General features: G+C 68.8%; 28 protein-coding genes and 2 pseudogenes. 20 read left to right on the forward strand and 10 right to left on the reverse strand.

The features are described from left to right. The 3 genes and pseudogenes from B2U11_RS11940 to B2U11_RS11950 all read left to right on the forward strand — a co-directional run. A pseudogene (locus B2U11_RS11940) lies at nucleotides 1-291 on the forward strand (CpaF family protein); the annotation flags it as partial. Between the two features lie 5 nt (nucleotides 292-296). After that, nucleotides 297-1277 (forward strand): type II secretion system F family protein, encoded by a 981-nt coding sequence (locus B2U11_RS11945; protein WP_292071957.1) that lies wholly within the window; start codon nucleotides 297-299, stop codon nucleotides 1275-1277. A 9-nt stretch (nucleotides 1278-1286) separates the two neighbouring features. Next, nucleotides 1287-2294 (forward strand): type II secretion system F family protein, encoded by a 1008-nt coding sequence (locus B2U11_RS11950; protein ID WP_201217269.1) that lies wholly within the window; start codon nucleotides 1287-1289, stop codon nucleotides 2292-2294. Here the strand turns inward: B2U11_RS11950 and B2U11_RS11955 are convergent. From B2U11_RS11955 to dapE, 3 genes are all read right to left on the reverse strand, one after another. Further along, nucleotides 2291-2722: an SRPBCC domain-containing protein gene (locus B2U11_RS11955; RefSeq protein ID WP_292071960.1), complete on the reverse strand. Its 432-nt coding sequence runs from the start codon at nucleotides 2720-2722 to the stop codon at nucleotides 2291-2293. The genes B2U11_RS11950 and B2U11_RS11955 overlap by 4 nt on opposite strands. A 61-nt stretch (nucleotides 2723-2783) precedes the next feature. Further along, a complete protein-coding gene (locus B2U11_RS11960; protein WP_292071962.1) occupies nucleotides 2784-3146 on the reverse strand; it encodes a hypothetical protein in 363 nt (120 codons plus the stop codon). Between the two features lie 84 nt (nucleotides 3147-3230). After that, the gene (dapE, locus tag B2U11_RS11965) at nucleotides 3231-4418 is read right to left on the reverse strand and encodes a succinyl-diaminopimelate desuccinylase (protein ID WP_292071964.1); all 1188 of its coding nucleotides are present in this window, start codon (nucleotides 4416-4418) and stop codon (nucleotides 3231-3233) included. 41 nt (nucleotides 4419-4459) lie between these two features. Between dapE and B2U11_RS11970 the strand changes: the two genes are divergently transcribed. Continuing rightward, nucleotides 4460-4936 carry a cupin domain-containing protein gene (locus tag B2U11_RS11970; RefSeq protein WP_292071965.1) on the forward strand — a complete coding sequence of 159 codons (477 nt, stop codon included), beginning with the start codon at nucleotides 4460-4462 and terminating at the stop codon, nucleotides 4934-4936. After that, nucleotides 4933-6225 carry an MFS transporter gene (locus tag B2U11_RS11975; protein ID WP_292071967.1) on the forward strand — a complete coding sequence of 431 codons (1293 nt, stop codon included), beginning with the start codon at nucleotides 4933-4935 and terminating at the stop codon, nucleotides 6223-6225. The genes B2U11_RS11970 and B2U11_RS11975 overlap by 4 nt, the downstream gene beginning before the upstream one ends. 69 nt (nucleotides 6226-6294) lie before the next feature. Here B2U11_RS11975 and B2U11_RS11980 read toward each other — a convergent pair whose 3' ends face one another. Further along, a complete protein-coding gene (locus B2U11_RS11980) occupies nucleotides 6295-7317 on the reverse strand; it encodes a 2'-deoxycytidine 5'-triphosphate deaminase (RefSeq protein WP_292071968.1) in 1023 nt (340 codons plus the stop codon). An 81-nt stretch (nucleotides 7318-7398) separates the two neighbouring features. On the opposite strand from B2U11_RS11980, the gene apaG reads away from it, so the two are divergent. After that, nucleotides 7399-7806 carry a Co2+/Mg2+ efflux protein ApaG gene (gene apaG / locus B2U11_RS11985; protein ID WP_292071970.1) on the forward strand — a complete coding sequence of 136 codons (408 nt, stop codon included), beginning with the start codon at nucleotides 7399-7401 and terminating at the stop codon, nucleotides 7804-7806. Nucleotides 7807-8002: 196 nt separating this feature from the next. Here apaG and B2U11_RS11990 read toward each other — a convergent pair whose 3' ends face one another. After that, entirely contained in the window at nucleotides 8003-8536 is a 534-nt protein-coding gene (locus B2U11_RS11990; RefSeq protein ID WP_292071972.1) for a GcrA family cell cycle regulator, read from the reverse strand. A 270-nt stretch (nucleotides 8537-8806) separates the two neighbouring features. On the opposite strand from B2U11_RS11990, the gene B2U11_RS11995 reads away from it, so the two are divergent. The 4 genes from B2U11_RS11995 to argF all read left to right on the forward strand — a co-directional run bounded on the left by B2U11_RS11995 (nucleotide 8807) and on the right by argF (nucleotide 13058). Next, entirely contained in the window at nucleotides 8807-9628 is an 822-nt protein-coding gene (locus B2U11_RS11995; RefSeq protein ID WP_201216811.1) for an ABC transporter permease, read from the forward strand. A 41-nt stretch (nucleotides 9629-9669) separates the two neighbouring features. Beyond that, nucleotides 9670-10677, forward strand: coding sequence for a M28 family metallopeptidase (locus tag B2U11_RS12000; protein WP_292071976.1), 1008 nt, complete (start codon nucleotides 9670-9672; stop codon nucleotides 10675-10677). 131 nt (nucleotides 10678-10808) lie between these two features. Then, complete coding sequence (locus B2U11_RS12005) at nucleotides 10809-12002, forward strand: aspartate aminotransferase family protein (RefSeq protein WP_292071978.1); 1194 nt, start codon at nucleotides 10809-10811, stop codon at nucleotides 12000-12002. Between the two features lie 141 nt (nucleotides 12003-12143). Then, nucleotides 12144-13058 carry an ornithine carbamoyltransferase gene (gene argF, locus B2U11_RS12010; RefSeq protein WP_292071980.1) on the forward strand — a complete coding sequence of 305 codons (915 nt, stop codon included), beginning with the start codon at nucleotides 12144-12146 and terminating at the stop codon, nucleotides 13056-13058. A 40-nt stretch (nucleotides 13059-13098) separates the two neighbouring features. Here the strand turns inward: argF and B2U11_RS12015 are convergent, their stop codons facing one another. Further along, the gene (locus B2U11_RS12015) at nucleotides 13099-13599 is read right to left on the reverse strand and encodes a pyridoxamine 5'-phosphate oxidase family protein (protein ID WP_292071982.1); all 501 of its coding nucleotides are present in this window, start codon (nucleotides 13597-13599) and stop codon (nucleotides 13099-13101) included. A gap of 58 nt (nucleotides 13600-13657) precedes the next feature. Next, a complete protein-coding gene (locus B2U11_RS12020) occupies nucleotides 13658-13912 on the reverse strand; it encodes a hypothetical protein (protein WP_414632959.1) in 255 nt (84 codons plus the stop codon). A gap of 182 nt (nucleotides 13913-14094) precedes the next feature. Here B2U11_RS12020 and B2U11_RS12025 point away from each other — a divergent pair, with 182 nt between their 5' ends. The 3 genes from B2U11_RS12025 to B2U11_RS12035 all read left to right on the forward strand — a co-directional run bounded on the left by B2U11_RS12025 (nucleotide 14095) and on the right by B2U11_RS12035 (nucleotide 18788). Continuing rightward, entirely contained in the window at nucleotides 14095-16938 is a 2844-nt protein-coding gene (locus B2U11_RS12025; RefSeq protein WP_292071984.1) for an SEL1-like repeat protein, read from the forward strand. A 100-nt stretch (nucleotides 16939-17038) separates the two neighbouring features. Further along, nucleotides 17039-17962 carry a sulfite exporter TauE/SafE family protein gene (locus tag B2U11_RS12030; RefSeq protein WP_292071986.1) on the forward strand — a complete coding sequence of 308 codons (924 nt, stop codon included), beginning with the start codon at nucleotides 17039-17041 and terminating at the stop codon, nucleotides 17960-17962. Between the two features lie 13 nt (nucleotides 17963-17975). Beyond that, nucleotides 17976-18788, forward strand: coding sequence for a TIGR02186 family protein (locus tag B2U11_RS12035; RefSeq protein ID WP_292071988.1), 813 nt, complete (start codon nucleotides 17976-17978; stop codon nucleotides 18786-18788). Here B2U11_RS12035 and gluQRS read toward each other — a convergent pair. Continuing rightward, the gene (gluQRS, locus tag B2U11_RS12040; RefSeq protein WP_292071990.1) at nucleotides 18772-19632 is read right to left on the reverse strand and encodes a tRNA glutamyl-Q(34) synthetase GluQRS; all 861 of its coding nucleotides are present in this window, start codon (nucleotides 19630-19632) and stop codon (nucleotides 18772-18774) included. The two genes, B2U11_RS12035 and gluQRS, sit on opposite strands and share 17 nt — an antisense overlap. A gap of 77 nt (nucleotides 19633-19709) precedes the next feature. Here gluQRS and B2U11_RS12045 point away from each other — a divergent pair, with 77 nt between their 5' ends. The 5 genes from B2U11_RS12045 to B2U11_RS12065 all read left to right on the forward strand — a co-directional run bounded on the left by B2U11_RS12045 (nucleotide 19710) and on the right by B2U11_RS12065 (nucleotide 23314). Next, nucleotides 19710-20366, forward strand: coding sequence for a DNA-3-methyladenine glycosylase family protein (locus B2U11_RS12045; RefSeq protein WP_292071992.1), 657 nt, complete (start codon nucleotides 19710-19712; stop codon nucleotides 20364-20366). Further along, complete coding sequence (locus B2U11_RS12050; RefSeq protein WP_414632960.1) at nucleotides 20363-21019, forward strand: trimeric intracellular cation channel family protein; 657 nt, start codon at nucleotides 20363-20365, stop codon at nucleotides 21017-21019. The genes B2U11_RS12045 and B2U11_RS12050 overlap by 4 nt, the downstream gene beginning before the upstream one ends. Nucleotides 21020-21150: 131 nt before the next feature. Continuing rightward, the gene (locus tag B2U11_RS12055; protein ID WP_249749588.1) at nucleotides 21151-21711 is read left to right on the forward strand and encodes an HNH endonuclease; all 561 of its coding nucleotides are present in this window, start codon (nucleotides 21151-21153) and stop codon (nucleotides 21709-21711) included. Nucleotides 21712-21884: 173 nt separating this feature from the next. Next, nucleotides 21885-22892 (forward strand): integrase arm-type DNA-binding domain-containing protein, encoded by a 1008-nt coding sequence (locus tag B2U11_RS12060; protein WP_292071993.1) that lies wholly within the window; start codon nucleotides 21885-21887, stop codon nucleotides 22890-22892. Next, nucleotides 22778-23314, forward strand: a complete 537-nt coding sequence (locus tag B2U11_RS12065) for an SDR family NAD(P)-dependent oxidoreductase (protein WP_292072033.1) — start codon at nucleotides 22778-22780, stop codon at nucleotides 23312-23314. The genes B2U11_RS12060 and B2U11_RS12065 overlap by 115 nt, the downstream gene beginning before the upstream one ends. A gap of 128 nt (nucleotides 23315-23442) precedes the next feature. Here B2U11_RS12065 and B2U11_RS12070 read toward each other — a convergent pair whose 3' ends face one another. Then, entirely contained in the window at nucleotides 23443-24078 is a 636-nt protein-coding gene (locus tag B2U11_RS12070; protein ID WP_292071995.1) for a TetR/AcrR family transcriptional regulator, read from the reverse strand. A 72-nt stretch (nucleotides 24079-24150) separates the two neighbouring features. On the opposite strand from B2U11_RS12070, the gene B2U11_RS12075 reads away from it, so the two are divergent. Further along, nucleotides 24151-24903: an SDR family oxidoreductase gene (locus B2U11_RS12075; protein WP_292071997.1), complete on the forward strand. Its 753-nt coding sequence runs from the start codon at nucleotides 24151-24153 to the stop codon at nucleotides 24901-24903. A 24-nt stretch (nucleotides 24904-24927) separates the two neighbouring features. Here the strand turns inward: B2U11_RS12075 and B2U11_RS12080 are convergent. Next, a pseudogene (locus B2U11_RS12080) lies at nucleotides 24928-25326 on the reverse strand (IS5/IS1182 family transposase); the annotation flags it as partial. Nucleotides 25327-25489: 163 nt separating this feature from the next. On the opposite strand from B2U11_RS12080, the gene B2U11_RS12085 reads away from it, so the two are divergent. Further along, nucleotides 25490-25927 carry an autotransporter outer membrane beta-barrel domain-containing protein gene (locus B2U11_RS12085; RefSeq protein ID WP_292071998.1) on the forward strand — a complete coding sequence of 146 codons (438 nt, stop codon included), beginning with the start codon at nucleotides 25490-25492 and terminating at the stop codon, nucleotides 25925-25927. Nucleotides 25928-26069 lie beyond the last annotated feature (142 nt).

The raw sequence follows: 26069 nt of genomic DNA on the forward strand, positions 1-26069 counted from the left end.
TCCAAGACCATCCGCGAGATGATCGTCGGCTCGATCGACGTCATCGTTCAGGCCGCGCGCCTGCGCGACGGTTCGCGCCGCATCACCCACATAACCGAGGTGGTCGGGCTGGAAGGCGACGTGATCGTGACCCAGGACCTGTTCGTCTACGACATCACGGGCGAGGACGAGCACGGCCGCGTGGTCGGCCGTCACCGCTCGACCGGCATCGCCCGGCCCCGCTTCTGGGACCGCGCCCGCTACTATGGGCTGGAGCGCGAGCTGGCCGACGCGCTGGACGCGGCGGAGTAGGGCCCATGCTGCCGATCCTCGCCGCCGTCCTGGCCTTCATCACCATCGCCAGCGTCGGCTGGGTGCTGGTCGGCGGCGACGATTCCGGCGCCCAGGCGGTCAAACGCGCCCAGGCCATGGGCGCGGGCAAGAAGGCGGCCCAGGCCACGGCCCGCAAGGCGGCCGCAGCCAACACGCCCGAGGCCCGCCGCAAGCAGATCATGCTGCAGTTGCAGGAGGCCGAGAAGCAGGGGCGCAAGGCGCGCAAGACCCTGTCCTCGCGCCTGGCCGCCGCCGGCCTGTCGATCGGTCCGCGCACCTTCTACATCGTTTCGGCCGTCCTGGGCTTGATCGCCTTGCCGGTCGCCCTGGTCGCGGGCCTTCATCCCTTCGTGGCCCTGGGCGCGGCGATCGTCTTCGCCCTGGGCCTGCCGCGCTGGGTCGTCGGCTTCCTGGGCAAGAAGCGGATGAAGAAGTTCTCGCTGGAGTTCCCCAACGCGGTCGACGTCATCGTGCGCGGCATCAAATCGGGCCTGCCGGTCCACGAATGCTTCAAGATCATCGCCCGCGAGAGCCCCGCGCCGCTGGGACCGGAGTTCCAGAGGCTGGTCGAGGGTCTGGGCGTCGGCATGACGCTGGAGCAGGCGCTGGACAAGATGCACGGCCGGATGCCGACCTCGGAACTGCGTTTCTTCACCATCGTCATCGCCATCCAGCAGAAGACGGGCGGCAACTTGGCCGAGGCGCTGGGCAACCTGTCGACCGTGCTGCGCTCGCGCCGGCTGATGGCCGAGAAGATCAAGGCCCTGTCGTCCGAGGCCATCGCCTCGGCGGGCATCATCGGCTCGCTGCCGCCCGTGGTCATGGCCTTGGTCAGCCTGACGGCTCCGGCCTACATGGGGCTGCTGTTCACCGACATGCGCGGTCAGGTCATGCTTCTGGTGGCGGGCGTCTGGATGACGTTCGGCGTGCTCGCCATGAAGAAGATGATCAACTTCAAGTTCTAGGGCAGGGCGATGAACGGCATCCTCATCTTCCTGACCGACCCGCGCAACCTGCTCAGCATGGGCGTCGGGATCGCGGTGTTCGCCACGGTCCTGACCCTGCTGTCGACCGTGGTGGGGCAGGCCGACCTGAACAAGCGGATGAAGGCGGTGTCGGAACGGCGCGACGAACTGCGCCGTCGCTCGCGCGCCGCCATCCAGGGCGGACCCCAGGGATCGGGCGGCCTGCGCCAGACCGACGAAGGCTTCAAGAAGCGCGTGGTCGAGCGGCTGAACCTGACCAAGCTGCTGGAAGACCCCAAGGTCGTCGACCAGATGGCCCAGGCGGGCTTTCGCGGCCCCCGGCCCGTGACGGCCTTCTACTTCTTCCGCTTCGCCACGCCGTTCGTCTTCATGGCGCTGACGGCCTTCTATCTGTTTGTCGTCAACGACTTCGGCCTGCCGGTGATGATGCGCGTGACGGCCAGCATGGCGGCGGCGGTGGCGGGCTTCTATGCGCCCAACATCTATCTGTCGAACCTGATCTCCAAGCGCCGCACCTCGATCATGCAGGCGTTTCCGGACGCGCTGGACCTGCTGCTGATCTGCGTGGAGTCTGGGATGTCGATCGAGGCGGCGATCCAGAAGGTCAGCGCCGAAATCGGGGGCTCCTCCATCGAACTGGCCGAGGAGTTGTCGCTGCTGGCGGCCGAACTCAGCTATCTGCCGGATCGCCGCATGGCCTATGACAACCTGGGCCGGCGCAACAACCATCCCGGCGTCAAGGCGGTGGCGACGGCCATGACGCAGGCGGAAACCTACGGCACGCCCCTGGCCTCGGCCCTGCGGGTCATGGCCAAGGAAAACCGCGAGCTGCGCCTGTCGGCGGCCGAGAAGAAGGCCGCGGCCCTGCCGGCCCAGCTGACCGTGCCGATGATCGTCTTCTTCCTGCCGGTGCTGTTCGTGGTCATCCTGGGGCCGGCGATCATCAACATCATGGACACGATGAAGGCCTCGGCCGCCGCCAGCGGCGCGGGTTAGGCCTCGGCCGCCGCCTTCAGGCCTTCGACGATCGCCGCGTGGCCGCGTCGAAGGGCGCTGCGATGTTTGTCCATGTGAAGCTCGGCTCGAAGGCCCGAAAACAGCACGCCGGAAGCCAGGATGCAGCTGCCCCGCTCCAGCTCCTCGATCTCGATGTAGCGCAGGGTGCGGAACAGGAAACCGCGCTTTTCGGCCCAGACCAGTCGGGCCAGCGGCTGCCATTCGGCCACCTGGCCGGTGGCGCGCCGATCCTCCATGCCGGGCCAGGTCTCCGTCATATGCAGCCGGCCGCCGAAGGCGATGGCGCCGTCCACATCCCGGTCGTGCGGGTTCCAGCGGGCCCAGGCGTCCAGATCCGCGATCAGGTCCCAGATGCGCTCGGAATCCGCCTGCACGCCGATGCGCTTTTCGATGCGAGTGTCGTCCATCTGGTCCGTCTGGCACGGGTTTCGGCCGGAAGGAAGGCGTCGCGTCGCCGGCCGGCGTCGCTCAATCCTCGACCGGGACCAACGGGGCGCGCACCCGGCGGTGGTCCTGCAGGCCCAGCCGCGCCTTGACCTCCAGCAGATCGGCGCCCGCCGGCACGATCAGCAGCTGCTTGGGCCGGGCGGCGTTCACCGCGATCACGGCCCCCTTGGGACAGACGTCGAAACAGTCGACGCCGGTGACGATCAGGTCGCCCTTGCGTCCCTTATTGCCCTTCTTCAGGTGGAAATATTTCCGCAGCGCCTTCTTGAGGGTCAGGTCGCCGCCGGGGCCGAACCCGCCGTCCAGCTTCTTGGAGCATTTGCGGCACACCAGGACGACGTCGCGCCATTCGGTGCTGGTGCTCTTGAAATCATTGCCGGCCATGGACCGAGGATCGCCGTTCGCGCTCGGCCGCACAAGCGCGCCTGAACGCACCGCTCCGCCGAACGGCGAAATTTCATCCGAGCGTCACAACCGCTCGAACACCGTCTCGATCACCCGTCGATACACCGCCGTCAGGGCCTCCAGCTCGGCCACCGGCACGCGCTCGTCGATCTGGTGCATGGTCTGGCCGACCAGGCCCAGTTCCAGAACCGGGCACAAGGCGCGGATGAAGCGTGCGTCGGAGGTGCCGCCGGTGGTCGAGGCTTCGGGGCGGCGGCCCAGCACGGCCTCGACCGCGTCCTGCACCGCCTCGACGAAGGGGCCTGGCTCGGTCAGGAAGGCGTTTCCCGAACACAGATGCTCCAGCTCGATGCGCAGTCCGGTCTCGGCCTGGACGGCGCCGGCCTCGCGGTTCAGCCAGTCGATCAGCGCGTCGCCCGTGTGGCTGGGGTTGAAGCGGATGTTCAGCCGCGCGCGCGCCTGGGCCGGGATGATGTTGGTGGCCGGATTGCCGACGTCGATGGTGGTGATCTCCAGGTTCGACGGGGGAAACCCTTCATAGCCGTCGTCAAGCACATGGTCGTTCAGCCGGGTCATCAGCCGGGCGATCACTGGCGCCGGATTGGCCGCACGTTCGGGATAGGCGACGTGGCCCTGCTTGCCGTGGACGGTGATCCAGCTGTTCAGCGATCCGCGCCGCCCGACCTTGATCATGTCGCCCAGCTGCTGGGACGACGACGGTTCGCCCACCACGCAGGCGTCGATGACCTCGCCCTCGGCGGCCAGGGCCTCGACCACGCGCTTGGTGCCGTGCAGGGCCGGGCCTTCCTCGTCGCCGGTGATCAGGAAGGACAGGCTGCCGGGGACCTCGCCCTCGGCCAGCACGCGCGACACGGCCGCGACCCAGGCGGCGATCCCGCCCTTCATGTCCACCGCGCCCCGGCCATACAGCACGCCGTCGCGCACCTCGGCCTCGAACGGTTGGGACGACCACTGATCGGACGGACCGGCCGGCACGACGTCCGTATGGCCGGCGAAGCACAGGTTGGGGGCGGCGGTCCCGCGCCGGGCGTACAGGTTCTCGATCCGCGCATGGTCGCCGGTCCCGCCCGGCCCTTCGAAGGCCAGCCGCCGGCAGGTGAAGCCCAGCGTCGTCAGTCGCCGCTCCAGCACGTCCATCGCGCCCTCGTCGGCGGGGGTGACCGAGGGAATGCGGATCAGGTCGCGGGTCAGTTCGACAGGATCGATCACGGGAATTGATGCACGGCTCATGCGGCTATGCTTTAGGAGCATACCGCACCCGCGAGAAGCCCATGCCCAGGATCGACATCGAGACCGCCCCGCGCGGCGACGGCACGACCTATCCCGAGGAATTCGCCGGCCCCTGCAAGCCGCGTCGCCGCTGGAAGCTGGGCGATGCGGCGGGCTTGGACCAGTTCGGCGTCAACCTGCTGCGCCTGCCCGCCGGCGCCTGGTCCAGCCAGCGCCACTGGCACGCCGCCGAAGACGAGTTCGTCTGGGTGGTCGAGGGCGAGGTGGTGCTGGTCGAGGAAGACGGAGAGACCGTGCTGCGCGCCGGCGACTGCGCGGGCTTCAAGGCCGGCGTCGCCAATGGCCACAAGATCGAGAACCGATCCGACCATGAGGCGGTTCTGCTGGAGGTCGGCACACGCAGCCCGACCGTGACGCCCTGCGACTATCCCGACATCGACATGGTCCTGCCCGAGGGCGCGGACCGCTATTTCCACCGGGATGGGACGCCCTATCCGAAGTATCCGCGAAGAACGTGACGACCGAATCCCTCGACACCGGCGCGCCGACGCCGCCTGCTCCGCCCGCGCCGCCCGAAGGCCCGTCCAGTCCTTGGGGAATCCGCGATTTCCGCCTGTTATGGTTCGGACGGGTCGTGGCCGTGCTGGCCATCCAGATCCAGTCGTCGGCCCTGCTGTGGCAGGTCTATGAGATCGCGCGGCGGGATCATCCGATCGAGCAGGCCAGCCTGTATCTGGGCCTGGTCGGGCTATGTCAGTTCCTGCCGCTGCTGGCCTTCACCCTGCCGGCCGGCGCGATGGCGGACCGGCGCGATCGCAAGACGACCGTCTGGATATCCATCCTGATCGAGGCGGCCTGCGCGGGGTCCTTCCTGGCCATGGCGCTGCACGGTTCGCCGCCCCTGTGGGGGCTGTTGGCGGTCGCCGCCCTGTTCGGCGCCGCGCGGGCGTTCCTGGCGCCGGCCAGCCAGGCCTTCCTGCCGATGGTGGTGGGGCGCAAGGCCTTGCCGCCTGCGATCGCGGCCCAGTCCATCGCCTTCCAGACGGGCGCCATCGCCGGCCCGGCCCTGGGTGGCGTGATCGTCGGCCGCAGCGTGCCGCTGGCCTATGCGGTGGCGCTGGGGATGTTCCTGCTGGCGGTCGCCGCCTTCGTCCTGATCCGCACCAGCGGCCGGCCCGCCCCGGTCGAGCACCGTCTGTCGGCGGTGGACTCGGTCAAGGAGGGGTTGGCCTATGTCTGGAAGACCAAGATCGTGCTGGGCGCCATCTCGCTGGATCTGGTGGTGGTGCTGCTGGCGGGGGTGGCCCTGCTGACGCCGATTTTCGCGCGTGACATCCTGCACGTCGGCGCCGAGGGGTTCGGTCTGTTGCGTGCGGCCTTCGGCGTGGGCGCCCTGGGCATGGCGGTCTATCTCAGCCGCTTTCCCATCCGGCGGAACGGCGGGCGGTGGATGTTTTCGGCCGTGGCCCTGTTCGGCCTGTGCACCCTGACCTTCGGCCTGTCCAAGATCGTCTGGCTCAGCGGCCTGGCGCTGCTGATCGGCGGGGCGGCGGACATGATCTCGGTCAATGTGCGCCAGACCCTGATCCAGCTGGCCACGCCCGATCACATGCGCGGACGAGTGTCGTCGGTGTCGATGCTGTTCATCGGGGCCTCCAACGAATTGGGCGAGGCCTATTCCGGCGTCGTGGTGCGGCTGCTGGGCGCGGTCGGCGCGGCGGTCTTCGGCGGCTTCGGCGCATTGGCCGCCACCGGAGCCTGGGCGGCGATGTTCCCCGGCCTAAGGAAGGCGGATCGGCTGACCTGAGGTCGGTGAGTCGTGACTCGTGAGTTGCAGGTTCACCAGTCACGAATCACGGTTCACCATTCACGCCCGTCACCACGGCCGGAAGTGCTTCGACAGCTTCAGCCCCTGGCTCTGGTAGTGGCTGCCGCTTTCGCCATACAGGCGGCTGGGTCGTTCGGTCAGCGGCTCATAGACCAGGCGGGCGACGATCTGGCGGTGTTCCAGCAGGAAGGGCGTGTCGTGGGTGCGCACTTCCAGAACGCCCTTGGATCCCGCGCCATGCGCCTCGTCGGTGCCGAAGCCGGGATCGAAGAAGCCGGCGTAGTGGACGCGGAACTCGCCGACCGACGGATCGATGGGGGTCATCTCGGCGGCCTGGTCCACGGGGATCTCCACATCGTCGGACGAGGCCAGGATGTAGAACTCGCCCGGATCCAGCAGCAGCTCGCCGCGCCGCAGGGACAGCGGCTCCCAGAAGTCGCGCGGATCGTGGCCGTCGATGTGGTCCAGATCGACCACCCCTGCGTGGCGACGGCCGCGGAAACCCACGATCTCGCCGCCCTGCAGATCGACGCCGACGCTGCGCGTCTCCAGCTTGGGCGGTTCGCCGGCCTTCAGGCGCAGCTGGTTCAACCGCGTGCCCGGCCGCACCAGGATGGAGAAGGTCTGGGGCGCGATCTCCAGATAGAGCGGGCCGTCATAGCCCTCGTCCACGTCGTCGAAACTGGCGCCGCGATCGGTCAGCAGGCGCACGAAGACGTCGACCCGGCCGGTCGAACTCTTGGGATTGGCGCGCGCGATCAAACCCTTGGGCAGGCTCAGCCGCTCCTGCAGGCGGGCGATGTAGACGCAGCCCTTCTCCAGCACCACGCCGGCGCCAGTGATGTCGATGGCGTGCATGGCCACGTCGGCGATCCGCTCCTCGACCTTGCGCTGGCCGGGCAGGAAGGAGGCGCGCACCCGCCAGGCGCGGTCGGACAGACGCAGGTCCAGGCTGGCGGGCTGAACCTGATCGGCGTCGAACGGCGTGTCCGACGTGATCGCGCCCGTGGCGATCAGGGTCTCGATCGACTGGGCGGGCAGGATGCCGGGGCGGGGCGTCTGGAAGGTCATGCCGTCTGTCTCACACGGTTTTCGCGGCTTGTCTCCAAGTCACGCTTGCGGCCCGCGCGCGGCGGGGCGAGCATATAGCCCATGCACGACGGGCCTGCCTATACCGCCGAGACCAACGGCGTCCTTGTTCGGGTGCGGCCCAGCTATCTGGCCGGCCAGTCCGATCCCGAGGGCGGGCGATGGGTCTGGGCCTATCAGGTCGAGATCGTCAACCTGACGGGCGGGCCGGTTCAGTTGATGGCGCGCCGCTGGGTCATCACCGACGGCCACGGCCATGTGGAGGAAGTGCGTGGCCCCGGCGTGGTCGGCGAACAACCGGTCATCGCGCCGGGCGACAGCTACGCCTACGCCTCGGGATGCCCGCTGGGAACGTCGACCGGTTCCATGGTCGGGGCCTACTATATGACGGATGCGGAGGGGCGCGGCTTCGAAGCGGCGATCCCGGCGTTCTCGCTGGACACGCCCGACGCGCGACGGGTGCTGAACTGATCGAGAGCAGGTCGGGGCTGCGTCAACCCGGATGAACCGCAGCCCCGCCCCCTGAAATCTCGCCGGCCGCTTGCGCGGGCCGGCGAGGGGGAGGTCGGCTCCATAGGGAGCATCTGTGACAGGGGCATGACCCCCATTGTTCTTGCGCCATCGCCGCCCGCGCGGCGGCCGGGCGCTTCGCGAGCGATAGCGCCCCTTAAATATACCTACGCAGGCTGCGGGCCAGGTCGCTGGCGCCGTCCTTGCCGCCGCGCTTGGTCTGCGGCTGGTAGGCGACGCGGGCGTGCTCGACGCAATAGACGCCTTCCGAGGCGCGGCGGCCGCAGAAGCTGAACTCGCGCGACGACGGATCGCCGATCGGCCATTTGCACATGTGGGCGCCCAGGGTCATGACCGTGGCCGTGCCCGGCAGGTCCGGGATCGGCGCGGGGACCGGTGCGGCCGGCTGCACCGGCTTGGCCTGCACCGCCTCCAGGCGACGCGGCGCCGAAGGCTGTGCGGGCGCCGGCGCGGCCGGACGCGGCCGGGCGGTGCGGAAGGTCGCAGCGGCGGTGCGCGCCGGCTGCGACGGCGCGGCCCGGCCCGATAGGCCCAGGCGGTGCACCTTGCCGATCACGGCGTTGCGGGTGACGCCGCCGCCCAACTGCTTGGCGATCTGGCTGGCCGACTGGCCCTCGAGCCAGAGCTTCTTCAGCGCGCCTACGCGATCCTCGGTCCAGCCTGCGGTCATGCCACCCTCCGGCGAAATGGATTCAAGATGTAGCGGCCAGGGTCCCCCTCTGGGCCTTGACCTACAACTAATCGTAAACCAGCCGTTAAGAGACGCAATATGTGCGAATCGCGCTGTCCACAGAAACCAGATGTTGAATCGGTTTCGGGGTTAACGCCCAGGAGGACTTGGAATGGCGGCAGGCAGCCGCCCAGGCGGCTTCTTGGGAAGTCCGCCGAAGCCCCAAGCCCGCCCTTGCGCAGCCAAGCCTCAAAGCGCATCTGGCGACGCATGACCGATCTGCTCTCGACCCGTCCTTCCGGCCTGCCGCAGCCCCGGCGCTATCCGGGGATCAACTGGATCGGGGTGCGCACCCTCTATCTGCGCGAGGTGCGCCGGTTCTGGAAGGTGGGCGCGCAGACCGTGGCCGCGCCGGTGGTGACGACCCTGCTCTACATGCTGGTCTTCGTGGTGGCGTTGCAGAACGCTCGGCCGCCGCTGCACGGCACGCCCTTCGCCCTGTTCGTCGCGCCCGGCCTGATCATGATGGCCATGCTGAACAACGCCTTCGCCAACGCCTCGTCCAGCCTGATCCAGGCCAAGATCATGGGCACGGCCACCGACTTCCTGACCCCGCCGCTCAGCCCGCTGGAGTTGACTCTGGGCTTCACCCTGGGCGCGGCGACGCGGGGCTTGGCGGTGGGCCTGGTGACGGCGATCTGCGTCCTGCCCTTCGCCCCTCTGACGATCGCCAACCTGGCCGCCGTCGTCTGGTTCGCCCTGGCCGCCAGCTTCATCATGGGGATGATCGGCGTCCTGGCCGGCCTGTGGAGCGAGAAGTTCGACCACCTGGCGGCGGTGCAGAACTTCATCGTCATGCCGATGACCTTCCTGTCGGGCACCTTCTATCTGGTCGACAACCTGCCCGAGCCGTTCCGCACGATCAGCCACTACAACCCCTTCTTCTATCTGATCGACGGCTTCCGCTACGGCTTCATCGGTCATGCCGAGAGCAATCTCGCCGTGGGCGTGATCGGCTCGGCGGCCTTGATGGCGGCCATGGGTGCGATCTGCTGGCTGGTATTCCGCTCGGGCTGGCGTCTGAAGAGCTAGGCGGCTACCAAGGCGGCCTCGTCTCGCCTGGGGTTTTCGCCATGTCGTTCCGTTCGCTCGTCGCCGTCGCGGCCCTGATGACCGCTGGCCCCGTTCTGGCTCAGGAGGCCCCGCCCGAGCTGCGCGAGCGCCCGGACATCGCCGCCGGCGCCGCCCAGTTCGTCAAGCCGACCAACGCCGAACGGACCGAGGTCCTGGTCGGCTTCCTGACCCGCCTGGGCTTCACCCCGGACGTCCAGACTTTCGAGGGCGGCAACGACCGCACCGGCCCGATGGAGGGCGCCAACGTCGTCGTCACGGTCGGCGAGGGCCAACGCGACATCGTCCTGACGGCGCACTACGACGCGGTGAAGCTGCGCGACGGCTCGATGTCCCAGGGGATCGTCGACAACGTCGGCTCGGTCATGGCGATGATGGAGGCGGCCAAGATCCTGGAGATGGGGCTGGAGGGCCAGCCGGTCAGACACCGCTTCGTCTTCGTCTTCACCGATCAGGAAGAACTGGGACTTGTCGGCGCCAAAGCCTTTTTGGAAAGCCACGGCAAGGACCGCATCGCCGCCGTCGTCAACGCCGACGTGGCCGCCTATGGCCGCACCGTCATGTACGGCGAGAACAACGGCGACCAGTCCGACTTCGTGCTTGCGACCCTGCGCGCCCTGTGCGCGGAGCGCGGCTTCGACTGCATGGGTTATCCGATCTATCCGCCCAGCGACGACCGCGTCTTCTCCGCCGCCGGCGTGCCCGTCGTCTCCTTGGGGACGCAGGACGCGATCGGCGCTCACCAGATGTGGTTGGCGTTCAACGGCGGCGAGGACAACGGCCTGCGCGAGGGCTTCGTGCCGCCCGTGTTCCAGCGCATCCACTCCGCCGAGGACAAGATCGAGCGCCTGAACGGCCAGGACGTGGCCCGTTTCGGCCTGTTCGTCGCCGACCTGGCGCTGAAGCTGGACGCGCGTCTGGCGGAAATGGCGCCGCCGCCTGAGACGGAGCCGGCCGCCGACGCCGACGATCCCGCCGAGGTCGAGGACGAAGCCGCCCAACCTCAGTGATCGGCCGCGCGGTTCGCCGCCGTCGGGGCGGTGTTGACTAAGGGCGTCGCGCGTCCGACAACGCCTGTCCTTGTCAATCCGGCTCCGTCGCGCCCGCGCCGGGGCCGTCTCGCTTTTGGAGGTGAAGTCCCGTGTCCACCGAACATCTGATGGGTGTCTATAACCGCGCGCCGCTGGAGGTGGATCGCGGGCGAGGCGCGCGTCTGTGGTCGACCGACGGGACCGAATACCTGGATTGCGTCGCCGGCATCTCCACCAACGGCCTGGGTCACGCCCATCCCGAACTGGTCCAGGCGGTCAAGGATCAGGCCGAGAAGCTGTGGCACGTGTCCAACATCTTCCGCATTCCGGGCCAGGAGGCCCTGGCCGACGCCCTGACGGCCTCCAGCTTCGCCGACGTGGTTTTCTTCACCAACTCGGGGACGGAGGCGGTGGAGTGCGCCTTGAAGACGGCGCGCAAGTATCACGTCGCCAACGGAAGCCCTGAGCGGATCGACATCTACGGCTTCGACGGCTCGTTCCACGGCCGGACCTACGGCGCCATCAACGCGGCCGCCAACCCCAGCTACACCGAGGGCTTCGGTCCGCCGATGCAGGGCTTCCACCAGTTGAAGTGGGGCGACAAGGACGCGCTGAAAGCCGCCTTCGAAAACCCGACCACCGCGGCGATCATCCTGGAGCCCGTGCAGGGCGAGGGCGGCTGCCGCGAGACGCCGGTCGAAGACCTGCGCTGGATGCGCCAGATGGCCGACGACAACGGCGTGCTGATCATTTTCGACGAGGTCCAGTGCGGCATGGGCCGGACCGGCAAGCTGTGGGCGCATGAGTGGGCCGGCATGGCGCCGGACATCATGGCCGTGGCCAAGGCCCTGGGCGGCGGCTTCCCCATCGGCGCCTGCCTGGCCACCGCAGAGGCGGCCAAGGGCATGACCGTCGGCGTCCACGGCTCCACCTTCGGCGGCAATCCGCTGGCGATGGCGGTGGGCCTGAGGGCGCTGTCTCTGATCAACAGCCCGCAGACGCTGAGCAACGTCAACGAGATCGCCGGCTATCTGAAGCAGCAGCTGGCGGGCCTGCAGGAGCGCTATCCCGACGTGATCGTGGACGTGCGCGGCAAGGGGCTGCTGATCGGGGTCAAGCTGGTCCCGAACAATCGCGAGTTCATGGCCCTGGCGCGCGACACGCAAAACCTGCTGATCGCCGGCGGCGGCGACAACTGCGTGCGCCTGCTGCCGCCCCTGAACCTGACGCTGGAAGAAGCCCGCGAGGCCGTCGAGAAGTTCGAGGGCGCCTGCAAGGCCGCCCGCGAGAAACTCGCCGCCTGATTTTCATTTCCGCTCGTCCCCGCGAAAGCGGGGACCCAGTCCTTCCAAGCGAAGGATCGGGATCAGTGGATCGACACCCATCCGGCGCCTCTGCGCCAAATCACTGGGTCCCCGCTTTCGCGGGGATGAGCGGAGTAGAGAATGACCCGCCACTTCCTCGACATCCACCGGCTGGACGCAGCCGATCTGCGCGCCATCCTGGATGACGCCCACGCCCGCAAACGGGCGCGCAAGGGCTGGCCCAAGGGGCGCGCGGACGCCGACGCCCCGGCCAGGGATCGCGTGCTGGCCATGATCTTCGAGAAGAACTCGACCCGCACCCGCTTCAGCTTCGACGCGGCGATCCGCCAACTGGGCGGCGCGTCCATCATCGCCACCGCGTCGGATATGCAACTGGGCCGGGGCGAGCCGGTCGAGGACACCGCCAAGGTCCTGTCGCGCATGGTCGATGCGGTCATGATCCGCGCCAACGACCATGAGGATGTCGAGCGTTTCGCCCGCGTCTCGACAGTGCCGGTCGTCAACGGCCTGACCGATCGCAGCCACCCGTGCCAGATTCTGGCCGACCTGCTGACGATCGAGGAGCATCGGGGTCCGGTGGCGGGCAAGACCATCGCCTGGATCGGCGACGGCAACAACGTCTGCCACAGCTTCATGCATGCGGCGCCCAAGTTCGGCTTCCATCTGAACGTGGCCTGCCCGGCGGAATACCACCCCGACCTGCGCGACCTGGCCAAGGGCGGCGACGCCGTCACCCTGACCAGCGACCCGCGCGACGCGGTGAAGGGCGCCGATGTGGTCGTCACCGACACCTGGGTCTCGATGGGTGACCAGGACTATGAGGCGCGGCTGGCGGCGTTTGAATCCTACACCGTCGATCAGGCCCTGATGGACCAGGCGAACGCCGACGCGGTCTTTTTGCACTGCCTGCCCGCCCACCGGGGGGAAGAGGTCGCCGACGCGGTGATCGACGGCCCCCGCTCCCTGATCTGGGACGAGGCTGAAAACCGCATTCACGCCCAGAAGGCCGTTTTGGCCTGGTGCTTTGCGGGCTGATGGGAAAAAGGGCGACGCCGCGGCGTCGCCCCCGGCCATCCTATTGCAGGTTCACGTCCGACACGCCGCCGGCGTCAGGGACTGACTTGGTCAGGTTCGCCTTGAGCACTTCATAGCCGAAGCCCAGCGCGCCCTTGTCAGACACCCAGACCCGGCCGTCGTCGGCCTCGAAGCGGATCAGGGTCAGGTGCGGGTCGTCCTTGCCGTCGGGATACCAGGCCGCGACGACCGGGTTCCAATAGCGATCGATCCGCTCGCGGTCGTGATCGATGGCCAGCACGCCGTGGATGCAGGCCTGCACCTTCTGATCCTTCGCTTGATAGCAGAACATGCCGTTCTGGGCGCCGACGGCCACGTCGCGGGCGAAGTCGGTGTCGTCGCGGGTGAAGAACCAGATGGTCCCGTTCTCAGGCTCTCCGAAGCCGGTCATGGGCTGGTGGTGATAGCCCGGCTGGTCGAGGCCCAGCATGCCGGTGTTCGACTCCTTCAGGCTCTTCCAGAATTCCTTTTCCGCCTCTTGCGGCGTCAGCTTGTCCGACATGATCGTCTCCTGTGATCGGGTGTGCGGGATCAACCGATCACGGGCGGGCGGGTTCCGGTCAGGCACCGGGGATCCACGGCGTGCGCGCCGCCCCGAACAGCGTGGCCAGGTGCACCAGCAGCAGCAGGGCCAGGGCGGCGGCCCCGATCATGAGGAAGCGCCACGGAATCAGGCGCGGCCCCTTCCACGGATCGGGCGGCCGGGCGCCCCGCCAGCCGGCGAAGACGGTCATCGCCAGGGCGGCGGCCAGCAGGATCAGGGTGGTGCTCAGGTCCATGTCCGCGCAGGTGACCGAGCCGATCAGGCTTGGCAAGTCGAACCCTTGCCGAAGCGTTAATCTTCACCACTCCTTAACCACGACCGCCCCAGTTTCCGGGCTTCTGGCGGACTGTCCACAGCCGTGGCGGACTCACGCTAGATATTGCGGTTAACAGGCCGTTTACACCCTTGATGTGGTCGTTATAGCCTGCTTCGCGAAGGTCGGGAGGCGAATCAGTGAGCGCAGCGGCGCCGTGGAGCGTAAAGGGCATCGACCCCAAGGCGCGCGAGGTCGCCAAGGACCTGGCGCGGCGCTCGGGCCTGACGCTGGGCGAATGGCTGAATTCCATGATCATGGAGGAGGAGGACGACGACGGCGTGGTGCCGTTGGCGCGCCGGCCCTATGTCCCCGAACCCTACGAACGCCGCAGCCGCTCGCGTCGGCTGGACGACGCCTATGGCGCGCCGGAGGACGCCTTTCACCGCCTGTCCGCCTCGGTCGACGCCATCGCCGCGCGGCTGGAGGCGGCCGAGCGCCGCTCGACTGTCGCCATCCAGGGCGTCGACCAGGCCGTCGCCGGCCTGGTGCGCCGTCTGGACGGCCAGGACACCACGGCCAAGAGCTATGCCCGTCGCGTCGATGACATTTCCGAGGAGTTGAAGGAGGGCCATCGCCGCCTGCGTCGCTTCGAGCAGGAGGTCGGGCCGCAGTCACAGGAGGCGTTCGGCAAGGTCGAGACGTCGCTGGGCACCCTGGCGGGCCGTCTCTACGACATCGAGGAGCGCCAGCGGGCGGGCGTCAACGAACTGCGCCAACGCATGGACGCGGTTGAGAAGTCCGCCGGCCCGGGTGTGGGCTCGGACCTGCTGGCTCAGGTCGGCGCCCGGCTGGATCAGGCGCAGGGGCGCACCAGCGAGGCCCTGAAGGCGCTGGAACGCTCCTTCGCCGAACTGGACCAGCGAATGCGCGTCGCGGAAGGCCGGATCGAACCCGAGGGCGCGCGCGAGGCGGCCCGGTTCGAGAAGCTGGCCGAGACCCTGTCGCGCCAGGTCGACGCCAACCGCGCCGAAATGATGCGGCGGCTCGACACGGCCGAGACCGAAGGCCGCATGGAGCGCATCGAGCGCGCGGTCCAGTCGATCGGCGAGCAGCTGAAGACCTCCGAACAGAAGGGCGTCCAGGCGATGGAGGCGATGGGCCGCGAGGTCCTGCGCATCGCCGAGAATCTGAACAGCCGAATGCGGGCGATGGAGGGCGGCGACGCCGAGCGCACCGAGACCGTCGCGCGCGCCGTCTCGGCCGGTCTGTCCAAGCGGTTCGAGGACCAGGCCGCGCGTCTGGATCATGATTTCGCGCGTCAGTCCGAACGGATCGAACAGCGCCTGACCGCCGCCGACGACCGCCACGCCCTGGCGCTGGAAAAGCTGGGCGGCGAGATCGCGCGCATCTCCGACCGGCTGAGCGAACGCATCACCCAGTCCGAGCGCCGTTCGGCCCAGGCGTTGGAAGACATCGGCCGCCGGCTGGCCGAAAGCTCGGAGCGGATCGAGCAGCGCTACGACCGTGCTTCGGGCGAACTGGCCGAACGGATGCGGCTCAGCGAGGAGCGCACGGCGCGTCTGCTGGCCGAGGCGCGCGACAGCATGGCGGCGCGCTCGCCCTCGCGCGATCGGGCCGCTCCCGAACGCGTCCATGAGGAGCGGGTTCAGGCCGATTGGCGCGCCGCCGCCTTCCCCGACGAATCCTTCGACGCCGGCTTGTGGTCCGACGATCCGGTTGCGCCAGAAGCGGCCGGGGCGACGCCCTTCCCGGCGACCCCGGAGGCGTCCGCCGACGACGAGGCGGACCCGGTCGAAACCGTCCTGACCTCCGAACCCGCGTCGGAGGGCGAGCCCGAATCCGTCGCCGAGCCGGAGCCTGCGTCGGCGCCGGCCGTGCAGGCCTTCGGTCCGTTCGGCGGCTTCGGCGGCGCCGACGTCGACGACGCCCTGGCGGCCACGGCCCCCGCCCAGGCGGTTCGCCAGAACGACGGCGTTGTGACCACCGCCGACGAGGCCTTCGGCGCCGACGACGACGCCTACGCCGGCGAGACCGACTTCATCGACCCGCGCCGCATCCGCGCCAGCATGGGCGCCGCGGCCGCCGCCGGCCGGGCCTCGTCCACCCGCAGCGCCATCGACGCGGCCCGCGCCGCCATGACCGAACCGGCCGAGCCGGAGCAGGCCCCCCGCAAGGGCTTCGGCCTGAAACCCCGGCGCGGCGGCAAGTCCAAGCTGCAGGAACGGCTGGACAAGCAGGCGGCCAAGGACGGCTCGACCGTCAAGAAGACCTTCCTGGCGTCGGCTACGGCCATGGCCCTGGTGGGCGGCGGCTATGGCTATGTGGCCCTGATGAACGACGGCGGCCTGGACCTGGATCTGCCCGGCTTCGGCGGCGCCCGCCAGGAGCCGGCGCCGATCGCCATGGCCCTGACCCCGACCGCGCCGAAGATTCAGGCCGACGAGGGCGCGGCCGCCTACGACCAGGCGCTGGCCCAGATCGACGCGGGCGAGCCGGCCGGTCTGGAAACGTTGAAGCGCGCCGCCAACCTGGGCCACGCCCCGGCCCAGGCCCATCTGGCCTCGCTGTACCAGAACGGCGAGGGCGGGGCGCCGATCGACCTGGCCGAAAGCCGCCGCTGGGCGCGCCGCGCGGCCGAGGGCGGCGACGCGCGCGGCATGCACGTCTATGCGATGGAGCTGTACGACGGCGTCGGCGGAGAGCGGAACCGCGCCGAGGCCCTGACCTGGCTGCAACGCGCCGCCGAACACGGCCTGATCGACAGTCAGTACAATGTCGCGCGCCTCTACGAGAACGGCGACGAGGGCATCGCGCCGAACGCCACCGAGGCGCTGAAATGGTACATGATCGCCGCGCGCGGCGGCGACCAGCAGGCGCAGGAAGCGGTGACCCGGATGCGGCCAACGGCCAGCGCCACGGCCCAGCGCGCCGCCCGCGCCGCCGCCGATGCCTTCGTCGCCCAGAGTGGGACCCAGGCCGCGGTTCAGGCCGCCGGCGACGCATCCGCGACGACCGGCTGATCTTTCTTCGCCCTCGGGTGGCGATCCGCCGTCCGGGCCGCTAAGACCCACCCGTCGCCGCCCGGCGCCTATCCGTTCGTTCCAGCCGAAGGCGCGTCCTTTGGATATCTATCTGCCGATCGCCGAGGTTTCGGTGAACTGGCCGACCCTGGTCATTCTGGGGGCGGTGGTCGGATTCGTGTCCGGCCTGTTCGGCATCGGCGGCGGTTTTCTGATGGCGCCGATCCTGGTCTTCCTGGGCATCCCGCCGACGGTCGCGGTCGCCAGCCAGGCCAGCCACGTCGTGGCCTCTTCCACTTCCGGCGTGATCCGCTATTCGGGCCAGGGCGCCGTCGATTTTCGCATGGGAACGGTGATGGCCGGCGGCGGGGCCGTGGGCGCCCTTCTGGGGGTCGAGCTGTTCCGTTACCTGCGCCTGCTGGGCCAGGCCGACCTGGTGGTGGCGCTGTCCTACCTGGTGTTTCTGGGCGCCATCGGCTCTTTGATGCTGTACGAGAGCCTCAGCGAGATCCTGCGCCGTCGTCGCGGCCTGCCGGCGCCGCGCAAGGATCGCCGCCGCCCGATGTGGCTGTACGGTCTGCCCCTGCGGATGCGCTTTCCCAAGTCCGGCCTCTACATCAGCGCCATTCCCCCGTTCGGCCTGGGCGTCTTCGCCGGCGTGCTGTCGGCCATCATGGGGGTCGGCGGCGGCTTCATCCTGGTCCCGGCCATGCTCTATGTGCTGCGGATGAAGGCGGGCGCGGTGGTCGGCACCAGCCTGTTCCAGATCATCATCACCACCGCCATCACCACCATTCTCCAGGCCGGTCGCAACCAGACCGTGGACATCGTCCTGTCGACCATCCTGCTGCTGGGCGGCGTCGTCGGGGCCCAGATCGGCGCGCGCTTCGCCGGCCGCTTCCGCGCCGAGGAGTTGCGGGCGGCGCTGGGGCTGATCGTGCTGTTGGTGGGGATGCAGATGGGGCTGGAGCTGTTCGTGCGGCCGGCCGACATCTTCATGATCGCCCCCGGGATTGCGGACTGATGGGAGGCCGGGCGTGATCCAGACCCTGCCCCCGCCGCCCCCCGCGATCGAGGCGCCCGCCCCGGATCGGTCAGAGGCTACGACCGGCGACCTGCGCGTCGCCGCCGCCCTGACCGACGCCCAGGTCCATGTCGATTCGGGTTTCCAGGGGGCTTCAATCGTCCTCTACGGGGCCGTCTTCAACCCGACCGACGATCCCGCCGACGTGGTCGTGGTCGTGCGCGGGCCCGAGGCGCCGGTGCGCCTGGTCCGAAAGACCCGCAACATGGGTGTCTGGCTGAACAGCCGGCCGGTGCTGTTCGAGGGGGCGCCGGGCTTCTACATGACCGCCTCCACCCGGCCGCTCAGCGACATCGCCGACTTCGGCCAGTTGCGCCGGCTGGGCGTCGGCGTCGACCACCTGCGCATCGACGCGCCCGAGGAGAGCCGCACCGTCACCCGCTACGGCGTGCGCGACGTCGTGGTCAGCCGGCTGGGCGAGGACTATCTGGACTGGCGTCGCGCGGTGATCCGCCTGAAGGAGGCCGCCCAGCTCTACGCCACCGCGCCAGAGGGGGTGCAGTTCGTCGATCGGGGCCTGTTCCGCGCCGAGGTCGACCTCCCGACAGTGGCGCCGACCGGCAAATATTACGCCGAGGTCTGGCTGTTCCAAGGCGGGGAGCCGCGCTCGGTCTCCAACCTGACCCTGACGGTCGAGAAGGTCGGGCTGGAACGCGACATCTACGAATTCGCCCATCGCCGGCCCTGGCTCTATGGCGTTCTGTGCGTGATCCTGGCGGCCCTGACCGGCTACGGCGCCTCGCGCATCTTCAGCCGACGGAGCTGAACCCCAGTTCGGCGCGAAGGGCCTGGGCTGTCACGCCCTGGGCGCGCAGCTCGGCCAGGGTCACGGAACGATCACGCTTGGCGTAGCGGCGCCCGTCCGGCCCGGTCAGCAGTCGGTGGTGGCGATAAATCGGCGCGGGCCAACCCATCAGCGTCTGGATCAACCGCTGCACGTGGGTGGCCTCGAACAGGTCCTGGCCCCGCACGACATGGGTCACGCCCTGCAGGGCGTCATCGTGGGTCACGGCCAGATGATAGGCGACACCGGCGTCCTTGCGCGCCAGGACGACATCCCCGGCGGCCTCGGGTCGCACCGGCACGACGCCGTGCTGGCCCTCGGGACCGCGCCCTTCCTCGTCGAAGGCCAAGCCGTTCCAGGTCGCCTCGCTCAGGGCCGCGCGCGCCCGATTCAGCGACAGGCGCCAGGCGAAGGCCTGGCCCTGGTCCAGCCGTCGCGCCTCGTCGTCGGCCGGATGAGGACCCGGCCGGGCGGCCTCCATCGGTCCGTGCGGCGCGTCCCCGATGGCGTTCAAGATGTCCTTGCGCGTGCGAAAACAGCGATAGAGCAGACCTCGCTCGTCCAGATTCGCCAGCACGGCGGCGTAGTCGGCCCGGTGATCCGACTGGCGCCGCACCGGTCCGTCCCAGTCCAGGCCCAGCCAGGCCAGGTCCTCCAGGATCGCCGTCTCGTACTCCGGGCGGCAGCGTGTCGGGTCGATGTCTTCGATCCTCAGCAGAAACCTCCCGCCCGCGTCGCGCGCCGCCGTCCAGGCCGTCAGGGCCGAGAAGGCGTGCCCCTTGTGAAGGCGGCCGGTGGGGGAGGGGGCGAAGCGGGTGACGAGCATCGAGCTTGTTCTAGCGGTTTCCGGCCCCGTGCAGCAGCCCCGGCTTGCTCGCGCCGCGTCGGCGCCTAAGCTGGGGCATGGCCGTCGCTCCCACACCTGCCCAGATCGCCGCCGCGCGCGACAGCCTGGCCGCAGCCGACCCGGCCCTGGCGCGCGCGCACGCGCAGACGCCGACGTTCGAGTGGCGCCTGCGGCCTGGCGGCTATGAAGGCCTGTTCCGCATGATCGTGGAGCAGCAGGTCTCGGTCGCGGCCGCAGCGTCCATCTGGGCGCGGACGGTAGAGGGGCTGGGCGGAGCGGTGACGGCCGAGGCGGTGCTGGGCCGTGACGTCGAGACGCTGCGGACCTTCGGCCTGTCGGGTCACAAGGCGCGTTACGGGCGCGAAATCGCCCTGGCGCAGATCGAGGGGCGCATCGATCTGGAGCATATGCAGACGCTGTCGGACGAAGCGGCCATCGCCGCCCTGACCGCGATCAAGGGCGTCGGCAAATGGACGGCCGAAACCTATCTGATGTTCTGCGAGGGACGGCTGGATGTCTTTCCCGGCGGCGACGTGGCCTTGCAGGAGGCCATGCGCTGGGCCGACCGGGCCGAACTGCGCCCGCGCGAGAAGGAGGCCTACGCCCGCGCCGACATCTGGCGACCCTGGCGCGGGGTGGCGGCGCATCTGCTGTGGGGATGGTATGGCGGGGTCAGGCGCGGCGAGATCGCGCTGGAGGACCTGACCCTGTGACCCCGATCGACCCCGTCATCGGCGAGACCATCCGCAATCCGCAGACGGTGCTGACCGCCCTGGATTTCGCGGGCGTGGCCGTCTTCGCCGCCACCGGCGCCCTGGCCGCCGCGCGCGAGAAACACGATCTGGTGACCTTCGCCTTCTTCGCCGCCATCACCGGGGTCGGCGGCGGCACCCTGCGCGATCTGCTGCTGGGTCTGCCGGTCTTCTGGGTTCAGGACTGGCGCTATGTCGCCGTCTGTCTGGCCGCGGCGGTCGGCATCTGGCTGCTGGGCTGGCGCGACTGGCGATTCCGGGCCCTGCTGTGGCTCGATGCGGTCGGTCTGGCGGCCTATGGCGTGATGGGCGCGGCCAAGGCGATGGCGGCCGGCGCCTCGCCGCTGATCTGCATTGTCATGGGCACGCTGACGGCCTGCTTCGGCGGCGTCATCCGCGATCTTCTGGCCGGACAGCCGTCCATCCTGCTGCGCCGCGAGATCGCCGTTTCCGCCGCCATCCTGTCGGCGACGGTCTATGTCATCCTGCGCGGGCTGGAGGCGGAACGCTGGCCGGCCGCGGCCGTGGCCCTGGCGCTGGGTTTCGCCCTGCGCGCGGCCGCGCTGCGCTGGGGTTGGACCCTGCCGGGCTTTCCCTCCGGGCCGCGCGCCTGAGGCGCAATCTTCGCGTCTTCGTCATGGCGGCGTCTTCGAATCAGGCGTAGGCTTTTCGGGCCAGACTAGGGAAGGAGACGCGTCTTCAGTCCTGTCGCCTCGATACCCCCCGCCGTGGACGGGAGGGCCTGATGCAGGTTCTCCATCGACCGCCTTCGGGCTGGCCCGCCCTGGTGCTCAACGCCGATTTTCGGCCGCTGTCCTACTATCCGCTGTCGCTCTGGCCGTGGGAGGAGGCGGTCAAGGCGGTCTATCAGGACCGCGTCGAGGTCGTGTCGCTGTACGACAAGGTCGTCCGTTCTCCGTCGATGGAGATGCAGTTGCCCAGCGTGATCGCGCTGAAGAGCTATGTCGACCAGGACCGCAGCCCCGCCTTCACCCGCTTCAACGTCTTCCTGCGCGACGGCTTCGCCTGCCAGTACTGCGGGGAATCGACCGAACTGACCTTCGATCACGTCATTCCCCGGTCCCAGGGCGGACGCACGACCTGGGAGAACATCGTCGCCGCCTGCGGGCCGTGCAACCTGACCAAGGGCGGCCGCACCCCTCGCCAGGCCATGATGCCCGTCCGCCGCGAACCCTATCGCCCCAACGCCTGGCAGCTTCAGGACGCCGGCCGCCGCTTCCCGCCCCACTACCTGCACCAGAGCTGGCTCGACTACCTCTACTGGGACATCGAACTCGAACCTTAGGGTTCTTTTCGATTGCCGGAAGCTGCTCAAACGCCCTTGTGGTGGGCAGATTCGGGGGTCGTTCTTTTCCCGCTGATTTCTCGATTATCCTCCGAAATCCTCCCGTCTGGTGACCATGTGGTGACCAAAAACGGGACCAGAAACGCGGCTCGAGGGTCGCGAGGAGGACGAGCATGGCCCCGAACCCGAGGTCCGCAAAAATCACCAAGCGCGTCATCGGTGCTCTGACGCCGGAAGGCGCCCGCTACACCGTCTGGGATACCCAGCTGAAAGGGTTTGGCGTCCGTGTCGCCGCGACGGACACCAAGACCTACGTCGTCCCATACCGCATGATCGGCGGCGCGGATCGGCTGCTGCAGATCGCTCGACACAGGGTGGTTACCGCCGAGGAGGCGCGGGAAAGGGCCGCCGCGGTCCTCGCTCAAGTCGCCTCAGGTGGTGACCCCCAGCTGACCAAATTCGAGCGTCGAGAGGAGCTGACCATGGCCGGTCTCTGCGATCTCTACACGGCGGAGGGCACGGCGCTGAAAAAAGCCTCGACACTTCAAATCGATAAGATCCGGATCGCGCGCCACATCAAGCCGCGCCTCGGCCGAATGAAAATCACCGACATAACTCGCAGGGATATCGAGCGATTGATGGTCGATGTGGACCTTGGCCACATCCGCGGCGAGGCGACACCCCATACCCGCGGCGGCATCCACGCGGCGGCCCGCCGCCGGGACCGTTTTCTCTCGCAGGCCGAACTCGCGCGCCTGGGTGATGTCCTGACGCAGATGGAGACGGACGGCGGCGATCCGCGTCACCTCGACATCATCCGGCTTCTCGCCCTGACCGGCGCGCGCAAGAACGAGATCGCGCGGCTGCGGTGGTCGGAGATCGACCGCGAGCAGGGCCTCCTGCGGCTGGCGGATTCCAAGACCGGAGCCAAGATCATCCGGGCGCGTGAAACCCGTCTCGCCGTGACCGTCTACGTCGCCAATTTCGGCAAGGAGAACTTCGCCTGGCCGGCCTGTCTGGCGCGCAGCGAGGTCGCGACGTGTCGCGCCGCGAGGACATGGAGGCGATCGTTCGGACCATCGAGGCGCGCTTCGGCCGGCTCGACATCGTCGTCGCCAACGCCGCCGTCGGCGCCAACGCGCCGCTGGGCGAGATCGCGGACGAGAAGTTCGAGACCGTGATCGGGGCCAATCTACGCGGCGTCCTCAACACCGTGCAGACAGCCCTGCCGCTTCTGAAAGAGGGCGCCTCTGTGCTCCTGAGGGGGGCGACCGCCTCCTATGACGCGCCGCAGACCATGAGCGTCTATGGGGCCGCCAAGGCCGGTCTGCGCGCCTTCACCACGACCTGGATCAAGGATCTGGCGGGGCGCGGCATCCGCATCAACACCCTCAGTCCCGGAGCGATCGACACCCCGTCGCTGCGCAAGGCGATGGAAGCCGAGACCGACGAGAGGCGCGCCCAGGCTCTCGCGGAGCGCAGCCCGCTCAAACGAATCGGATCGCCCGAGGAGGTCGCCATGGTCGTCGCCTTCTTCGCCAGCGATCAAGCCAGCTACATCCACGGCGTCGAGCTTTACATCGACGGCGGCCTGAAGGTCTGACGATCCCGGGACCCCGGCAGGTTCGAAGCGAAAGCTGATCTGCGGGGCGGTGTCGACGAGCCAGTCGAAGAGCGGTTCGTCGACACCCTCCGCAGTTCCACCGACGCCTGCTGCGCCAACTCAATCGTCTAGGCGGGGGCACTCGCCGAGCACAGGTAGGCATAGCAAGCCCGGGGCAGTTCGCTGCGCAAACGATCCAGGCTGTCGCTGGACGGGTCCGCTTCCATCACCATGCGGACGCTTCCGCCGAGCAGAGCCGCCAGCATGAAGGCGGCGGCAGGCGGATCGCGGAACCGGACACCGGGCGCGCTGGCCAGAAGGACTTCGAACGAGTTTCTCATCAAGGTCGCCGCCCGTCCCATGTGGCTCGACAGATCGAACTCGGCGGCGATGCCGTAGATGGCGCGCGAGGCGATGGTGTCGGCCGTCTTGGCGTCCAGCCAGGCCGTGGAGAGACCTTCCGCGATCATCGCCAGGTCACAGCCCGTCAGTCGCTCGCAGGCCGCGCGCATGGCTTTCTCGATCAGACCGATCTGGCGCTCGACGACGCCGAACAGCAGGGCCTGTTTGTGCGGGAAGTACTGGTAGAGGGTTCCCACGGAGACTCCCGCCCGTTCCGCCACGCGCGTGGTGGTCAGCCGTCCCACGCCCTCTGCCAGCAAAACCTGAATCGTCGCCTGCTGGATCGCCTCGGTCGTGGCGATGGACCGGGCCTGACGCGCCGTCTTTCGGGGCTGGACGAGCGAGAGATCGGGCCGGTTCAAATGCGAATTCCGTAACTGAAGGATGCTTCATATTTTGGAGGCCCCCCGCCCGATTGGCAAGGAGTTCTCCCCATGAAGACCGTTCTCATCACCGGCTGCTCGACCGGCTTCGGCCGTGAAACCGCGCTTAAGTTCCTCCAGCAGGGCTGGAGTGTTGTCGCCACCATGCGCGATCCGGCCGCCTCAACCCTGCCCGCCTCGGACAGGTTGCGCGTCCTGCCGCTGGACGTCACCGACGACGCCAGCATCGCCTCGGCCGTGGCCGCCGCCGGCCCCGTCGAAGTCTTGGTGAACAATGCCGGGATCGGCTGGCTAAACGCCATCGAGGGCTCCCCGATCGAGACGGTCCGCGGCATCTTCGACGCCAATCTCTTCGGCGCCGTCGCCATGATGCAGGCCGTCCTGCCGGGCATGCGCGAACGCCGTTCGGGCGTGATCGTCAACATCGGCTCGAGCTCGACCTACAAGCCCCTGCCGCTGCTGTCGGTCTATCGCGCGTCCAAGGCGGCGCTGAACGCCCTGACCGAGTCGGCGGATCTGGAGCTGGCCGAGTTCGGCATTCGCGCTCGGGTCGTCTTGCCCGGCAGGTCGCCGACCACGGCCTTCGCCTCCCACGCGCAGAAGCAGATTGCGCAGGCCGGTGGCTTCCCCGAACCCTACGCAGAGTTCGCCGGCCGGACGCTGGCCGCCATGCAGGCGAGCGACGAGCCGGTCACAACCGCCCAAGACGTGGCAGAGGCGGTCTACCGCGCCGCGACCGACCCGGCTTCTCCGATGATGCTTCCGGCCGGGCCTGACGCTGTGGCCTGGGCGGCAGAAGCCTGACCCGAACAACCGGCCGGGCCGATTGTCGCGGGCGAAGTCCCGCGCGGCTTCATGGATGGATCGAGTGACCTTGCGGGCCGGCGTGTTGGGGCAACAGCGAGGCTTGAGGGCGCAGCCATCGCAGTCGGCCTTGGCCGCTCGATAACGGATGGTGTCGTCGGGCGGATCGTCCAGGCGCGGCGTCGAGAAGACGCGGCGATTGCGCTTCAGCTCGACGCCGCCCGGGCAGCGATACAGGTCGGCCTCGCCGTCATAAACGAAGTCGCTGCGCGAGAAGGTCCCGTCGATCCGCTCGGACTTGTCGATGACAGAGATGTGCGGTTCGACGCCTCGCGCGACCAGCCATTCCAGCGTCTCCGCCGAGCCGTAGGCCGTGTCGGCGGCAAGCCGCTGCGGCTGAAGATCGTGCCTGTCGCGCGTCCTGATCCCCCACTGGAAGACAACCAAGAGCCACTGGACTGAAAGACGCTGAACGCCGACGATCGGGGGACAAATCGCTGCGGCTGGGTTGGCCGGCCAGAGCTGAAAATCGCTTGTTGACCTGAGGCTTTTTCTCAAAAAGGTCGGCAAGTTTCCGGGATTGGCGATGGCGGCTTCAAAACTGGCGCTTATGGCGGGCGCTGTTCCGTGGAAGCCGGACATGCGCGGCTTCGACATCAACCAGCGCTCGGCCGACGATCTGGTCAACGGGATTCAGCGGATCGCCTATGAGGACGGCGAGGATCTCGTCGCCCTTGCAGGCTTCCGCCTCGGCGGCGGCCGGGCCTTGGCCGGCGGCTCGCACCTGTCGTTCCACGGCGGGGTCTCGGTCCTGCACAGCACCGGCGACGACCACGCCGTGGTGCTGACCGCCGGCGAGAGCGAGCGGCTGACGGCGGAACGCGTCGGGACCTGGGGTCAAGGCGTGTTCGGCGTCACGTGGAGGAGCGGCGCCGGCCTCGAGACCTTTGCTGAGGGGCAGGGCGACCTCGGCTCGGACTATGACGCGTTCGCCGGCCGGGTCGGTCTGCGGCTGCGCTTCTAGGCCGAGGGCACGGGACGGGCGATCCCGTCCCGCGCCAAGCCGGGCTGGTGGATCGGCGCCGAGGAGGGGGGGGCGTATCTGCTGCGCACGCGAAGGCGACGCGCCGGCCTTCTCAGGCCCGGCCGACCTGCGGCAGGGACAT

Source organism: Brevundimonas sp. UBA7534, assembly GCF_002479325.1.
GTDB lineage: Bacteria > Pseudomonadota > Alphaproteobacteria > Caulobacterales > Caulobacteraceae > Brevundimonas.

What these genes read in the sequence shown, in the direction of transcription:
- B2U11_RS12075 (WP_292071997.1), top strand. Translation starts at nt 24,151, where the DNA reads ATGAAGACCGTTCTCATCACCGGCTGCTCGACCGGCTTCGGCCGTGAA.
- B2U11_RS11970 (WP_292071965.1), top strand. Translation starts at nt 4,460, where the DNA reads ATGCCCAGGATCGACATCGAGACCGCCCCGCGCGGCGACGGCACGACC.
- B2U11_RS11990 (WP_292071972.1), bottom strand. Translation starts at nt 8,536, where the DNA reads ATGACCGCAGGCTGGACCGAGGATCGCGTAGGCGCGCTGAAGAAGCTC.
- B2U11_RS12015 (WP_292071982.1), bottom strand. Translation starts at nt 13,599, where the DNA reads ATGTCGGACAAGCTGACGCCGCAAGAGGCGGAAAAGGAATTCTGGAAG.
- B2U11_RS11960 (WP_292071962.1), bottom strand. Translation starts at nt 3,146, where the DNA reads ATGGCCGGCAATGATTTCAAGAGCACCAGCACCGAATGGCGCGACGTC.
- B2U11_RS12060 (WP_292071993.1), top strand. Translation starts at nt 21,885, where the DNA reads ATGGCCCCGAACCCGAGGTCCGCAAAAATCACCAAGCGCGTCATCGGT.
- dapE (WP_292071964.1), bottom strand. Translation starts at nt 4,418, where the DNA reads ATGAGCCGTGCATCAATTCCCGTGATCGATCCTGTCGAACTGACCCGC.
- B2U11_RS11950 (WP_201217269.1), top strand. Translation starts at nt 1,287, where the DNA reads ATGAACGGCATCCTCATCTTCCTGACCGACCCGCGCAACCTGCTCAGC.
- B2U11_RS11980 (WP_292071968.1), bottom strand. Translation starts at nt 7,317, where the DNA reads ATGACCTTCCAGACGCCCCGCCCCGGCATCCTGCCCGCCCAGTCGATC.
- B2U11_RS12000 (WP_292071976.1), top strand. Translation starts at nt 9,670, where the DNA reads ATGTCGTTCCGTTCGCTCGTCGCCGTCGCGGCCCTGATGACCGCTGGC.
- B2U11_RS11995 (WP_201216811.1), top strand. Translation starts at nt 8,807, where the DNA reads ATGACCGATCTGCTCTCGACCCGTCCTTCCGGCCTGCCGCAGCCCCGG.
- B2U11_RS12055 (WP_249749588.1), top strand. Translation starts at nt 21,151, where the DNA reads ATGCAGGTTCTCCATCGACCGCCTTCGGGCTGGCCCGCCCTGGTGCTC.
- B2U11_RS11955 (WP_292071960.1), bottom strand. Translation starts at nt 2,722, where the DNA reads ATGGACGACACTCGCATCGAAAAGCGCATCGGCGTGCAGGCGGATTCC.
- gluQRS (WP_292071990.1), bottom strand. Translation starts at nt 19,632, where the DNA reads ATGCTCGTCACCCGCTTCGCCCCCTCCCCCACCGGCCGCCTTCACAAG.
- B2U11_RS12085 (WP_292071998.1), top strand. Translation starts at nt 25,490, where the DNA reads ATGGCGGCTTCAAAACTGGCGCTTATGGCGGGCGCTGTTCCGTGGAAG.
- B2U11_RS11945 (WP_292071957.1), top strand. Translation starts at nt 297, where the DNA reads ATGCTGCCGATCCTCGCCGCCGTCCTGGCCTTCATCACCATCGCCAGC.
- B2U11_RS12045 (WP_292071992.1), top strand. Translation starts at nt 19,710, where the DNA reads ATGGCCGTCGCTCCCACACCTGCCCAGATCGCCGCCGCGCGCGACAGC.
- argF (WP_292071980.1), top strand. Translation starts at nt 12,144, where the DNA reads ATGACCCGCCACTTCCTCGACATCCACCGGCTGGACGCAGCCGATCTG.
- apaG (WP_292071970.1), top strand. Translation starts at nt 7,399, where the DNA reads ATGCACGACGGGCCTGCCTATACCGCCGAGACCAACGGCGTCCTTGTT.